The sequence below is a fragment of the Kitasatospora sp. NPDC049258 genome (assembly GCF_040678895.1).
Classification (GTDB): Bacteria; Actinomycetota; Actinomycetes; order Streptomycetales; family Streptomycetaceae; genus Kitasatospora.
Genome location: NZ_JBFAQT010000002.1, coordinates 295,741 through 308,653, shown reverse-complemented (window position 1 = coordinate 308,653; position 12,913 = coordinate 295,741). Strand labels below are relative to the sequence as shown.

Genomic DNA, 12,913 nt, shown 5'->3' with positions numbered 1-12,913 from the left:
GGTGACCGACCGTCACCGCGGTCCTGCCGCATCAGGGAGGCTGCCGGGTTCGGATCCGCCCTGGTCCAGGCGGAACGGCGGGTAGTCGTCGGTCATCAGTGCGGCGTAGGCAGCGACCCTCAGCACCCAGCGGTCGAGGCCCACGACCAAATCGAAGATCCCGAGCGGGTAGCGTCCGGTCACGGCCAGGGCGACGCCGGCGAACAGCACCAGCAGACCCACAAGCCCGCCGCCGGCCCAGCCCTCCCGGCCTCCCCCCACGAAGATCGCCACGAGGGCGTACTGCGGGATTGCCAGCAGCCACCACTTGACCAGCACCAGGCCTCGGGACAGTTGCTCGGGGTAGGCGATGTCCAGGTGCGCGGGGTAGTCGGGTTCCTCGGCGAGGGTGAACGGGGGGTACCTGTCGGTGCCCAGCGCTCCGTAGGCGTAGTAGGACACCCGCCAGGACCAGCGCAGTACACCGAGATTGAAGTCGAAGATCGGGCGCGGGTAGCGGCCGGTGAAGAGGATCGCGAAGAAGGCAACCACACTGAGGAGGAACAACGCGATCCACAGGAAGAACAGGACGATCCAGTGCGGGATCGCCAGGACCCACTTCACCAGCCACAACCAACGTGACAGTGGCAGGTCGAGCCGCGCGTCGACGCGCACCGGCTGCCCGGTCACCGGGAAGGCCATGCGGATCATCTCCTTCGGATGCCGCCGGAATCATGGCTGTCACGGCGGTCATGCGTCTCCCAGCGCCCTTGGGCGGCCCAGGGCCGACGGACCCGCTCATGGCCGGCCGAGGCCGCGGTCCTCGGGGTCCAGGACGTCGGAAGCGGCAAGGCGGGGGGTCGGGGCGCCTTCCGGCCCGTAGCCGAGGCGGATCAGCACCTGCACGTAGCCCGGGCCGCTCTGCGGGTCGCGGGCGACCCGGCGCAGCTCCGGCCACTCCATGGCCTGGTGCAGCAGTGACGCCCGGACCTGGTGCAGGGTCGCGACCAGCAGGACGTGCTCCAGCGCGATGCCGGCGCGGAGCCAGTCCGCCGGCGCGTCGCCCCGGGTGGCGAGGACTGCGATGCACGGCTCCGCCTCGAACGGAGCCGGCGGCAGCGGCTCGGCGGGGTGGATGGCGGAGAAGTCCCGCATCGGCATCCGGCCCGCGCTGTCCTGCGGACCGAGCGCGCCGCGGGGAATCCCGTACGCGGGAGCGTCGGGCCCCTGGATCCAGCTACGGCTCTCCGCACCGCGGTCGGGGTCCGTGGTGTTGCGGCGTTCGGCCTCCGCGGTCAGCCGCAGCAGCCGGCTTCGCTCCTCACCTGCCGGGAAGCGCAGCAGTGCTTCCTCCGCCAGCGCGGTCTCGGCCAGCTGGTCGAGTACCGCGGCGGGGATCGGCGGTCCGGTGAACGGGGTCCGGACGGTGTGCCGTCGCCAGATCGCACCGTACAGCTCGGTGGTACTGGCAAGCTGGGCACGGGAGACCTCGTCCAGTTCGATCGCGGCCAGCAGGTCGGGTTCGGCGGAGTCGGGCAGCAACCGGACCAGCGGCGCCCAGCCCATTCGGCGGGCGGCGACGCGGAGGTTGAGGATCGCGGCTCCCACGGAGATGTGCATCGCACGCCGGTCCGGGTCGGTGACCGGCAGCGAGCGTTCCCGGAGCGCGCGTACCTGGAGGGTCGAGGTGTCCGGGTCCAGCCGGAAGTGCCAGGGCTGGGTGTTGTGGATGGACGGCGCGGCGACGGCGGCGGAGATCAGTTGCTCCGCCGCGGCGGCATCGAGGGCCAAGGTGTCCATGGCGTTCTCCCTGGTTCGGCGGGTTCAGCCGGATACCGGCCCGGCGGAGCCGGATCTCAGGATGTCCAGGCGGTGGCGGTACTCGTCGGCGTCGATCTCGCCCCGGGCGAAGCGTTCGGCGAGCAGTCGTTCCGCGGACGGCGGCGGGGCCGCCGGGGGGCCGGGCGAGCCCTGCCGGGGCAGGTGGCCGAGGTGACGGGTCAGGGCGAGTGCGATGACGACCAGCAGTCCCAGGAGCAGCAGGATGGCGATGGTCATGAGGCCGAAGCCCCAGCCACCCATGTCATGGCCGTTCCAGTACCTCATCGCGTGCTCCCGGTCGTGCGGGCGAGGCTGTTGCCTCCCTCCCCACGGTGCGCCCGTCGCGGGGAGCCCGGCTTGGGCCGACCGGCTCTAACTGCCGGGCCGGTCGGGCTCAGTGCGGCCGGGCCGGGTGCTGCTCGGTGTCGGCGTGCGCGGCGATCACGGCTGCCTGGAGCCGTCGTTCGACACCGAGTTTGGCGAGCAGCCGCGACACGTGGTTCTTCACGGTCTTCTCGGCGAGGTAGAGCTCCCGGCCGATCTCCCGGTTGGTCTTCCCCTCCCCCACCAGCACCAGGATCTCCCGCTCGCGCGGGGTCAGCCGGGACAGGGCAGACTCGGAGTCGGACTCGTCGTGGTGGCGAAGGCTCTCCATCAGCTTGCGGGTGGTGGCCGGGTCCAGCATCGACTGCCCCGATGCCACCGTGCGCACCGCGGCGACCAGGTCGGCGCCCTTGACCTGCTTCAGGACGTATCCGGCCGCGCCCGCCATGATCGCGTCCAGCAGTGCCTCGTCGTCGTCGAACGAGGTCAGCATCAGGCACACCAGCCCGGGCATCCGGTCGCGCAGCTCGCGGCAGACGGTCACCCCGTTGCCGTCCGGCAGCCGTACGTCCAGCACGGCGACCTGGGGCCGTAGGGCGGGCACCCGGGCCAGCGCCTGTGCGCAGGTACCGGCCTCACCGACGACCTCGATGTCGGGTTCGGCCTCCAGCAGGTCCCGCACCCCGCGCCGCACCACCTCGTGGTCGTCCAGCAGGAACACCCGCAGGGGCTGCCCGGAGCGGGGGGCTTCGGTCTCGTCCATCGATCGTCTCCTGAGCCGGACGGCGGACACCTGCCTCGATTGTCCCTGCGGCCCGGCCCTGCCGCACAGGACATCAGGGGCGTACGCACCAGGGTGACCGCCGACGTGGCCCGATGGGCCCTGGCCGACCGGTGCGCGTACGGCGCACCGTGGAGGGGACGACCCGGGAGGTGCGACGGATGACCACGAGCCGACGGTCCGGGTGGCGGCGGCTGAGCGCCGAGGGCGTGGGAACGTTCTTCCTGGTCCTGGTCGCCGCCGGCGCGGGCGTGGTCGACAGCGTCACCGGCGGTCAGGTGGGCCGGCCGGCCGCCGTGGTCGCCCCGGGACTGATGGTGCTGGCGCTGATCTACACCCTGGGCGAGACGTCCGGCGCCCATCTCAATCCCGCGGTGACCATGGCGTTCGCCGTGCGCGGGCACTTCCCGTGGCGGCGCGTCCCGGCGTACGTCGCCGCGCAGCTGACGGGGGCGATAGCGGCGGCCGGCGTGCTGCGCGCGCTGTTCGGGACGGCCGGGCAGGTCGGAGCCAGCCGGCCCGGGGCAGGTATCGGCGTCGGTGCGGTGTTCGCGCTGGAGGTCCTGCTGAGCCTCGGACTGATGACGGTCATCCTCGGCACGTCCTCCGGGGCCCGGAACATCGGCCACAACGCGGCGATCGCCATCGGCGGCTACATCGCCCTGGCCGGACTGTGGGCGGGCCCCGTCAGCGGGGCGTCCATGAACCCGGCCAGGAGCCTGGCACCCGTCCTGCTCGGCGGACACGGCGGCCCCTTGTGGATCTACCTGCTCGGGCCGCTCGTCGGCGCGGCCCTCGCGGTGCCGCTGGCCTGGGTCCTGCGCGGCCGTCCCAGCACCGAGGCCACCCGCGCGGCTCAGGGCACCGACGACATGGAGCCGCGCAACAGGCACACCTCCGATCCCGACGACTGGTCGAGTTGAGTGCCGGCCGACGGGGCTGCGGCGCCGGCGGTGGTCCATCGCACGGACCGCCTCGGGGATCGTCCGGCCGACGGCCGGCACCGGGCCGCGCGGTCCAGCAACCCTGGCCGAAGCGGCCCAGGACACCTGGGTCGCCCAGATTCCGTCGGGAGGTCGCGATGACGGCCGACGGCGGCACCCCTCGCCCCGAGCCCCGCCCCGGGTTGCTCTCCTTCCTCGGCGGGGTCGGCACCGTGGAAGTCACCGGGAGCACCGTGCTGCGGCTGCACCATGCCGTGGGCGGGCGGCGGGCGCGAACGCGTTCCGTCCCCCTCGGCGCTACGCCGGCTGCTGGGAGCGCAGCTCGTTCCCGATCTCGTGGGCCCAGCTCCGGATCTGCTCCGGGTTCCGGAAGTCGCCACCCTTGCCGTGCTTGACCAGGGTCCGGGCGATCCAGCCGGAGGTCTCGGAGGTCAGACTGCCGCCGAAGGTGACGTGCCCGCGGGCGTGCAGGCCCTCCATGGCCTCGGCCGCGCCGGGCACCGGCGCGATCTCGTGCTGCTCGGCGGAGCTGTCCACCGGGCCGCTGCTGAACAGCCAGACCGGACGGTGGGCCAGCGCCTCGGCGTTGCGGTCGGCGCAGCTCAGGGCAGAGCGCTGCCAGTGGCCGGCGTAGAGCGCACTGCCGAGGATGACGGCGTCGAACTGCGTCACGTCCTGGACGTCCGCGGCGGGGACGACATCGGTGTCGAACCCGTCCTCCGCCAGGGCACGACCGATCTCCTCGGCGATGCCGACGGTGGCGCCGTGCTTGCTGCCGTAGGCCACGAGGATCTTCTGCCGCTTCATGGGATTCCTCCGGTGGGTCGGCGGTGGTGGCTCCTGTTGCGTCGGTCCGGCCGACAGCTCCAGCGTGGCCCGAACGCCGTACCCGGGCCAGGGCCGCTCGCCCTCCTTCCCGGGCCGGTCGGCCCTGCCGCCACCCGTCGGCGGGACGCCGCGCGGGGGGTGCGAGGTGGCGAGCCTGATCCGGGATGCGGCTCATGCGGGTGTTCGTCGGATGTGCGAGTGCGCACGGATCCATCCGCGGGGACGGCGGAGCGCGTCGTGGCGGGCCGAGGCGGCGTCGCGGTCAGCTGGGCGGGCGGACGATCACCACGGGGCAGGAGGCGTGCATCGCACACCGCGTGCTCACCGAGCCGAGCAGGGCGCGGGCGAAGGTCCCGTGGCCGCGGCTGCCGACGACCAGCAGTTCGGCACCGGTGGCGGCGTCCAGCAGGACGTCCGTCGGGTTGCCCTGTACCAGGCGTTCGCGCACCTCGACCGGCCGATCGTCGCCGAGCACCTCGTGGATCTCCTGGTCGAATCGCCGCCGTGCCGTCTCCGCCTCCAGCGTGGGGTCGACCACGGTGGGGCCGGCGAAGAGCGGGATACCCTCCCACGCGCCCACCACGTCCACGGTCGCGCCCATCAGGGCTGCCTGCCGGACCGCCCAGCGCAGCGCGGCCTGTGACGAGGGCGAGCCGTCGATGCCCACCACGACACGGGCGGTCGAATCGGTCCCGGCCATGCGTAACCACCTCACTTCGTTTCGGTCACCTCCCACGCTGCACTTCCCCCGCCCGGTCCGCCAGCGAAGTTCCGCCGAGCCCGCCGGGGCGGGGATCACCGGACCGGGGCACTCCCGGCCATCACCTTGGGGCCGCTCGGCCCTGCCGCCCCCGCGCCGTACGCGCCTACGGTACGAACAGGGCCCGGCATCGAGTGGGCCGCCCACGATCACCGGTGGAGGAGCCATGGCATCGGCCAGCAGACACGGGACGGAGGTCGACGGCCGGGCGGCGGTCCGGAGCGCCGACCGAAGGGATGGACCCGGCGATGGCCGACGCCGCCGCAATCGACCCCGACTCGCACACATGACACCGTGTCGGCCGTCCACTCGTGGGCGGGGACAACCGGATTAGGGAGCTGTCCGCCATGTCCGAGCAAGCACTGACCCTGGAGCAGCTGCGGTTCCTGGCCGCCGCGGCGAGCGCGGCGCCCTCGCTGCACAACAGCCAGCCGTGGCGCTTCGCCCCGATGCCCGACTCCCCCGGCATTCGGGTCTACAGCGACCCGGAGCGCGCCGTACCGCTCACCGACCCGGACGGCCGGGCGCTGCACATCTCGGTGGGCGCCGCCCTGTTCAACCTGCGGGTCGCCGGACTCCGACTCGGCCGGGACCCGGAGGTGCGGCTGCTGCCCGATCCGGCCGAGCCGAGGCTGGCGGCCACGGTCCGCCTCGTCGGCCCGGCTCCCGCGGCACCTCCGTACGGACGGGACCTCTTCGAGGCCATCCGGCAGCGCCACTCCAGCCGCCAGCCCTTCGCCAACCGCGACGTGCCCGAGGCTGTCCTCGGCGAGCTGACGACGGCGGCCCTCGGCGAAGGCGCGGTGCTCTCCGCCCTGGAGGAGGACGCGGTGCGCCGGGTGCTCGCCCTGACCGCTGACGCCGAACGCCGCACCGGCGCCGACCTGGCGCGAATGGCCGAGACCCGGAGCTGGCTGCGCCTGGACGAGTCGGCCGAGGACGGGATCCCGGCCGCCGCCCTCGGTCCCCAGGACCATGACGCCCGTGTGCCCGTGCGCGACTTCACCCGCCGGACGCCGGCCACCACGCCGTCCCAGCGCTTCGAGGCGCTGCCCCAGCTGGCCACGCTCACCACCCACGGCGACCGGCCGGCGGACTGGCTCCGCGCCGGCCAGGCCCTCCAGCGGGTCTGGTTGCTGGCGACGGCCGACGGCCTGCGCGTCTCCGTCCTGCACCAAGCCGTCGAGTGGCCCGACACCCGCTGGGGCCTGCGCGACCCGGACGACGGCATCGGTCACGTCCAGCTCGTCCTGCGCCTCGGCTACGGCCCTCCCGGACCCACCACCCCGCGCCGGCCGGTCGACGAGATCCTCGACCTGAGCGGCTACCGGCAGCCCGCTGTGCGCGGAGAGTCCTCGTGCTGACGTACTCCACCGGCGAGGATTTCCTCCGCGACGACCGGACGATCCGGCGGGACACCGCCGAGGAGGTCCCCCGACGGAGGGAGCGAGCCCGGCAGTGGTCGGGAGCCTGGTCCAGTTCACTCCGTGTTCCCAGCCGGTCCATCCGGCCCCGATGTCCGGCCGGATCCTCCGCCAGGGCTTGCCGTCGGTCCCGACTACGGTGAGGTGGGTGGAGAAGGCACCGTCGTCGTATCCGCCTGTGAGGTACTCGAGGCCGTCCACCGCACCCACCTCGCCGTACGCACAGCCGCCCAGCGCCTCGCGGCCCGGCCGGGCGAGCGCATCGCCAAACTCACCGCCCAGCTCGCCGAACAGGAGACCCGCCTCGACACCCCGCGCGCCGGCTCCCTCCAGGTGAAGGCCGCCTTCGACCTCTCCTACCGCCAGCTCGACCACCACACCCGGACCACTACCCCACCCCACCGCCGACCGGTGCCGCTTCCACGACCTGCTGCGCCTGTTCGCCACCGAGCAGCTCACCCACGACCCGCACCTGGCTGGAAGCCGAACGTGCCCAGCGGCTGGCCGCTCTCACGCGGGCTCAGGAGCTCGGCCGGCACCAGCAGGTCATCGACGCAGCCGAGGCCATGCACTGGTTCTCCGAACACACCACGCAAGGGGAGGCATGGGCCGAGGTCCTCCACCGCTCCGTCACCTCCGCCCGCGCCCTGGGCAGCAAGCGCGACGAGGCCGTCCACCTCAACTACCTCGCCTGGGCCGACAACCTCTGCGTCCTCGACCCCACAGCCGGCCTGGCCACCGCGCACGAAGCCCTGGACGCGGCACACCAGAGCGACGACCGGAGTCAAGTCGGATGGGCCCTGGGCTACATGGCAGGAGCGCTGAACCGCCTCGGACGGATCGACGAGTCCATCACCCGCTTGCAGGAAGCAGCCGAACACCTCCGCAAGCAGACCGGCCCAACCAGCCGCCTCGCCGAAATCACCACCCTCGACACCCTGGGCAAGCAACTGTGCCAGACCGGCCGAGCCGACGAGGCCCTGGCCACCGTCCTGCGCCACCTCGACCGCCGGGACGAGGCCCACGAAGTCCTCACCCGCCGCCCATCACGCGCTCGTCGAACTGAACAACCCTCGTCACGGCGAAGCCGCTGCCGAACTCCAACGGCTCGCCGAATCCACGCCTGCCTGATCCGGACCTCCTCGCCGGGACGCACGAGCTTCGAGGAGTCGCAGCGGAACCCGCACGAACAGCCCGTCTCCCCCGGTTGCCGCGGCCGTGCCGAGTCGACAGGCGAATGTGATCGCCTGCCCAGCCCTGGTCACTCGAAGGAACTCGAGCCGGCCGACGGGCCGCTCCCAGTTGCCCACGGCCCTGTACGTCTCAGCCCACATGCGACGGGTCAGCCGAGCGGGTGCACGGCGGCGGTGTCGTCGGTCCGGTAGTCCAGGCTGGTGGTCACGTCGACCACGCCGTCCACACTCCGGCAGAGCCGCTCCATCACCGAGATCTGGGAGCGGCGCTCGACCGTGCCGCGCACGGTGACCCGGCCCTCGCTCACCCCGACGTCGAGGCCGTCCACGTTCAGGCCCAGGATGGTGGCGAGGACCTCGTGCCGGATCTCCTCGCCGATCGCGCGGTCCTGGCGGAGAAAGACCCGCAGCAGGTCGCTGCGGCTGACGATCCCGACCAGGCGTCCGGCTTCGTCGACGACGGGCAGGCGCTTGAGGTGCTGGCGCTGCATCAACCGGGCGGCCCCCACGACGGTCCACTCGGGCCTGGCACAGACGGCCGGGCTGGTCATCAGGCCGTGGGCGGTGGTCGCGTGGCTGCGAGAGCGCTCGCGGGCCGGCAGCTGCGGGGTGAGGAGCAGCCCGGTGGGGTCCTCCTGCGCGGCCTCGTTGATCAGGAGGTCTGCTTCGGAGACCAGGCCCAGCGGCCGGTCCTCCTGGTCCAGGACGGGCACGGAGGTGATGTCGTGCTCGGCGAGCAGGCGGGCGATCTCCTTGAAGCCGGTCTCGGGCCGTACGTGCACGACGGCCGTTGTCATCAGGTTTCCCACGATGCGGTGTCGCATGGTCGGTTCACTCCTTTCGGGGTCTGCGGCCGCCGGGGCCGCGCATGCGGTACGGGGAGCGAGGTGTGTTCAGCTCCTGGCGTGGCGGACCACGACGACGGGGCAGGGCGCGTGCTGGACGCAGTGCTGGCTCACGGATCCCAGCAGTGCGCCGGTGAAGCCCCCGTGGCCCCGACTGCCGACGACCAGGAGGTCGGCGCCCCGGGCCGCGTCCAGCAGGCACGACGCGGCGCCGCCCTCCACCACCACCGCCCGGATCCCGACCAGCCCGTCGGCGCCGACGGCTTCGGCGACGGCCGCGTCCAGCACCTTGCGGGAGGTGTCGGCGAGGTAGGCGACGGGCGGGAGCGGCACGCTCCAGCCGGTGGCCACCGGGTACTGCCAGGCGATCAGCGCCTCGATGCGCGCGCCGCGGCCGCGGGCCTGGTCGACGGCCCAGCGCAGCGCCTCGATCGAGGCCGGCGATCCGTCCACGCCGACCACGATCCGGCTCTGCGGTTCACCCTGCTCGTTCATGGTGTTCCCTCCCTCTGTTCTGCGGTCCTCTCCACCCTCGCGGGTCGGAGCGAGCGGCGGATGGGCCGAGCGGGCCACGGCACCGGGGACCTTCAGCCCAGGGTGCTTCACGTTCCTGCCCGAGGGTCCGGCCGGTTTCCGACCTGGAGTTGGGCCCCGGGCCCAGCGTGGACGACACCCGGATCGGCACCGTCACACGACGTGCAGACCGCGCGTCGCGAACACCGCACGGGCTGCGGCCGTCTGCTCGCAGGTGGGCACCGGGGTGTCCGCGAGCGTGAACTCCTGCGCGAGGGCACGCCACTTCGCCGTGCCGAGCTTGTGGAAGGGCAGGACGTCGACCCGCGTGACGTTGCCGAGTGAGGCGGCGAAGGCCGCGACACCCTCGACGTTGCCGGCGGCGTCGGTCACGCCGGGGACGAGGACGAAGCGCACCCAGACCTCTTTTCCGAGATCGGCCAGACGCCGGGCGAAGTCCAGGGTCGGAGTCAGCTCCTGGTGGGTCAGGTGCCGGTAGAGCGGCCGGTCCCAGGACTTGATGTCCAGCAGGACGAGGTCGGTGTCGGCGAGCAGCTCGTCGGTGGCGCGGGCGCCGAGGAAGCCGGAGGTGTCCAGCGCGGTGCGAAGACCGAGTTCATGCTTGAGGCGGTGCAGCAGCTCACCGGCGAAACCCGGCTGGAGCAGTGGTTCGCCGCCGCTGATGGTGGCACCGCCGCCGGAGGCGTGGATGAACTCGACGTATTTGGCGGCCTCACCGATGACCTCGTCCGCCGGGGTGCGGCGGCCGTCTCTCATGTGCCAGGTGTCGGGGTTGTGGCAGTACAGGCAGCGAAGTGGGCAGCCGGCGAGGAACACGACGAAGCGGGTCCCCGGGCCGTCGACGCCGGTGGAGAGGTCCCAGGAGTGGAGAGATCCACCGGCCCGTCGCAGGGGGGCGGCGGCCATGGTCGGGTGACTCGGCGTGCATGCGGGAAGGGCGGGTTCAGCCATGGCGGTCTCCGGAAGGGGCGGATGCCGGCGCCCGGTGGTCGGGGAGGGCGCCGGCATCCCGTGGGTGGTCGCGCCTACAGCGCTTCGTGGAAGGTGCGGTCGACCACGTCGAGCTGCTGCTCGCGGGTGAGGCGGACGAAGTTGACGGCGTACCCGCTGACCCGGACGGTCAGCTGCGGGTACTTCTCGGGGTGCTCCATGGCGTCCAGGAGTGTCTCGCGGTCCAGGACGTTGACGTTCATGTGGAAGCCGTGGCAGGTGAAGTAGCCGTCCAGGACGCCTGTGAGGTTGGTGATCCGCTCCTGCGGGGTGCGCCCGAGCGCGTCGGGGGTGACGCTGTTGGTGAGCGAGATGCCGTCCTCGGCGTACTCGTACGGAAGTCTGGCCACCGACATGGCGCTGGCGATGTAGCCGTGTCGGTCCCGCCCGTTCATCGGGTTGGCCCCCGGGGAGAAGGGCTGGCCCGCCTTGCGGCCGTCCGGGGTGGCGCCGGTCTTCTTGCCGTAGACGACGTTGGAGGTGATGGTGAGCACGGACTGGGTGTGCTCGGCTCGCCGGTACGCGGGGTGCCTGCGCACCTTGCCCATGAACGTCCGGACGAGCCGGACCGCGATCTCGTCGGCCCGCTCGTCGTTGTTGCCGTAGGCCGGGTACTCGCCCTCGACGGCATAGTCGACGGCCAGGCCGCGCTCGTCGCGGACGGGCTTGACCTTGGCGTACCTGATGGCCGACAGCGAGTCCGCGGCCACCGCGAGGCCGGCGATGCCGCAAGCCAGGGTACGCCGCACGTCCCGGTCGTGCAGGGCCATCTCCAGCCGCTCGTACGCGTACTTGTCGTGCATGTAGTGGATGACGTTGAGCGCGTGGACGTACGTCCCGGCAAGCCAGTCCAGTTGCTGGTCGTAGCGGGCCAGCACCGTGTCGTGGTCGAGGACCTCGTCCGGGATCGCGCCGGTGTCGGGGCCCACCTGGGCACCGGTGAGCTCGTCACGGCCGCCGTTGATCGCGTAGAGCAGAGTCTTGGCGAGGTTCACCCGGGCGCCGAAGAACTGCATCTGCCGGCCGATCGGCATCGCGGACACGCAGCAGGCGATGGCGGTGTCGTCACCGAAGCGCGGGCGCATCAGCTCGTCGGACTCGTACTGGATGCTGGACGTATCGATCGACGCCTTGGCGCAGAACTCCTTGAAGCCCTTGGGAAGGTGCGGGGACCAGAAGACGGTCATGTTGGGTTCGGGGGCCGGGCCGAGATCGTAGAGGGTCTGCAGGTAGCGGAAGGAGGTGCGGGTGACCAGCGGTCGGCCGTCCTCGCCGATGCCGCCGATCGACTCGGTGACCCAGGTCGGGTCGCCGGAGAACAGCTCGTCGTACTCGGGGGTACGCAGGAAGCGCACGATCCGGAGCTTGATCACGAAGTCGTCGACCAGCTCCTGGGCCTGCTCCTCGGTCAGCAGTCCGGCATCGAGGTCGCGCTGGAGGTAGACGTCGAGGAAGGTCGACGTGCGGCCGAGCGACATGGCCGCGCCGTTCTGCTCCTTCACGGCCGCGAGGTAGGCGAAGTAGAGCCACTGGATCGCCTCGCGGGCGGTCGAGGCCGGCCCGGAGATGTCGTGGCCGTAGCCGGAGGCCATCTGCTTGAGTTCGCCCAGTGCCCGGATCTGTTCGGCGAGTTCCTCCCGTTCGCGGATGAGCTCCTCCAGGCGGCCGGGATCGCACGCCGGGGCGTCCAGTGCGGACTTCTCGGCGCGCTTGGCCTCGATCAGCCGGTCGACGCCGTAGAGCGGCACGCGGCGGTAGTCGCCGATGATCCGGCCGCGGCCGTAGGCGTCCGGCAGGCCGGTGATGACACCGGCCTTGCGGGCGGCGAGGATCTCGGGGGTGTAGGCGTCGAAGACGCCCGCGTTGTGGGTCTTGCGGTACTCCGTGAAGACCTTCGCCAGCTCCGGCGAGACCGGGTAGCCGTAGGTCCGCAGTGCGCCGGCGACCATCCGCCAGCCGCCGTTGGGCATGATCGCCCGCTTCAGCGGGGCATCGGTCTGCAGCCCGACGATCAGCTCCCTCTCCCGGTCGATGTATCCGGGCGCGTGCGCGGTGATGCTCGACGGGACGTCGTACGCCACGTCGTACACGCCCTTGGCGCGCTCCTCGGGGAAGCGGTCGGTGATCTGCTGCCAGACCGCCAGGGTCCTGCTGGTGGGGCCGGCCAGGAAGGCGCCGTCGCCCTCGTACGGGGTGTAGTTGTGCTGGATGAAGTCGCGCACGTCGACGGCGTCGCGCCACCGGCCGCCCTGGAAGCCGTCCCAGGCCCTCCGAGTGGCCGGCTCTGTCTGCTGGGCAGTCATCTCTCTCGCTCCCCTTTCGATGTCCTCGCCACCATGGTGATCCGCCGGCCGGCTCGGCACCTGTCCGCAACGTCCCCGGTTGCAGGGCCGTTGGTCCCTCCCAGGTACCAGTGGAACGGGAGAGGTACGGAATCCAGTGCAGGCCGTTGATCTGTGGGAGGAAGGAGTCCCACAGCTGGGCGACGAC

The 12,913-nt window shown here is 72.1% G+C and carries 13 protein-coding genes; 3 read left to right on the top strand and 10 right to left on the bottom strand.

The features are described 5' to 3' along the window. Positions 1–12 precede the first annotated feature (12 nt). The 4 genes from AB0K43_RS03180 to AB0K43_RS03165 form a co-directional block, all read right to left on the bottom strand. Positions 13–681, bottom strand: coding sequence for a DUF4389 domain-containing protein (locus tag AB0K43_RS03180; RefSeq protein ID WP_363635269.1), 669 nt, complete (start codon positions 679–681; stop codon positions 13–15). A gap of 96 nt (positions 682–777) precedes the next feature. Next, the gene (locus AB0K43_RS03175; protein ID WP_363635191.1) at positions 778–1,779 is read right to left on the bottom strand and encodes a hypothetical protein; all 1,002 of its coding nucleotides are present in this window, start codon (positions 1,777–1,779) and stop codon (positions 778–780) included. A 24-nt stretch (positions 1,780–1,803) separates the two neighbouring features. Next, a complete protein-coding gene (locus AB0K43_RS03170) occupies positions 1,804–2,085 on the bottom strand; it encodes an SHOCT domain-containing protein (RefSeq protein ID WP_363635189.1) in 282 nt (93 codons plus the stop codon). A 109-nt stretch (positions 2,086–2,194) separates the two neighbouring features. Beyond that, on the bottom strand, positions 2,195–2,887 hold the full coding sequence (locus AB0K43_RS03165; RefSeq protein ID WP_363635187.1) for a response regulator transcription factor: 693 nt from the start codon (positions 2,885–2,887) through the stop codon (positions 2,195–2,197). A gap of 179 nt (positions 2,888–3,066) precedes the next feature. Between AB0K43_RS03165 and AB0K43_RS03160 the strand changes: the two genes are divergently transcribed. Then, positions 3,067–3,828 (top strand): aquaporin, encoded by a 762-nt coding sequence (locus AB0K43_RS03160; protein WP_363635185.1) that lies wholly within the window; start codon positions 3,067–3,069, stop codon positions 3,826–3,828. Positions 3,829–4,146: 318 nt separating this feature from the next. On the opposite strand, the gene AB0K43_RS03155 is transcribed toward AB0K43_RS03160, so the two are convergent. Beyond that, positions 4,147–4,656: a flavodoxin domain-containing protein gene (locus AB0K43_RS03155; protein ID WP_363635183.1), complete on the bottom strand. Its 510-nt coding sequence runs from the start codon at positions 4,654–4,656 to the stop codon at positions 4,147–4,149. A gap of 283 nt (positions 4,657–4,939) precedes the next feature. Then, positions 4,940–5,377, bottom strand: a complete 438-nt coding sequence (locus AB0K43_RS03150; RefSeq protein ID WP_363635181.1) for a universal stress protein — start codon at positions 5,375–5,377, stop codon at positions 4,940–4,942. A gap of 407 nt (positions 5,378–5,784) precedes the next feature. On the opposite strand from AB0K43_RS03150, the gene AB0K43_RS03145 reads away from it, so the two are divergent. Together AB0K43_RS03145 and AB0K43_RS03140 are read left to right on the top strand one after the other, a co-directional pair. Then, on the top strand, positions 5,785–6,801 hold the full coding sequence (locus AB0K43_RS03145) for a hypothetical protein (RefSeq protein WP_363635179.1): 1,017 nt from the start codon (positions 5,785–5,787) through the stop codon (positions 6,799–6,801). A 626-nt stretch (positions 6,802–7,427) separates the two neighbouring features. Next, positions 7,428–8,246, top strand: coding sequence for a tetratricopeptide repeat protein (locus tag AB0K43_RS03140; protein WP_363635177.1), 819 nt, complete (start codon positions 7,428–7,430; stop codon positions 8,244–8,246). Here AB0K43_RS03140 and AB0K43_RS03135 read toward each other — a convergent pair. The 4 genes from AB0K43_RS03135 to pflB form a co-directional block, all read right to left on the bottom strand. Next, positions 8,204–8,878 carry a CBS domain-containing protein gene (locus tag AB0K43_RS03135; protein ID WP_363635175.1) on the bottom strand — a complete coding sequence of 225 codons (675 nt, stop codon included), beginning with the start codon at positions 8,876–8,878 and terminating at the stop codon, positions 8,204–8,206. The two genes, AB0K43_RS03140 and AB0K43_RS03135, sit on opposite strands and share 43 nt — an antisense overlap. A gap of 69 nt (positions 8,879–8,947) precedes the next feature. Next, entirely contained in the window at positions 8,948–9,394 is a 447-nt protein-coding gene (locus AB0K43_RS03130) for a universal stress protein (RefSeq protein ID WP_363635173.1), read from the bottom strand. A gap of 192 nt (positions 9,395–9,586) precedes the next feature. After that, the gene (gene pflA, locus AB0K43_RS03125; RefSeq protein ID WP_363635171.1) at positions 9,587–10,339 is read right to left on the bottom strand and encodes a pyruvate formate-lyase-activating protein; all 753 of its coding nucleotides are present in this window, start codon (positions 10,337–10,339) and stop codon (positions 9,587–9,589) included. A 119-nt stretch (positions 10,340–10,458) separates the two neighbouring features. Continuing rightward, entirely contained in the window at positions 10,459–12,726 is a 2,268-nt protein-coding gene (pflB, locus tag AB0K43_RS03120; protein ID WP_363635169.1) for a formate C-acetyltransferase, read from the bottom strand. Between the last annotated feature and the right edge of the window lie 187 nt (positions 12,727–12,913).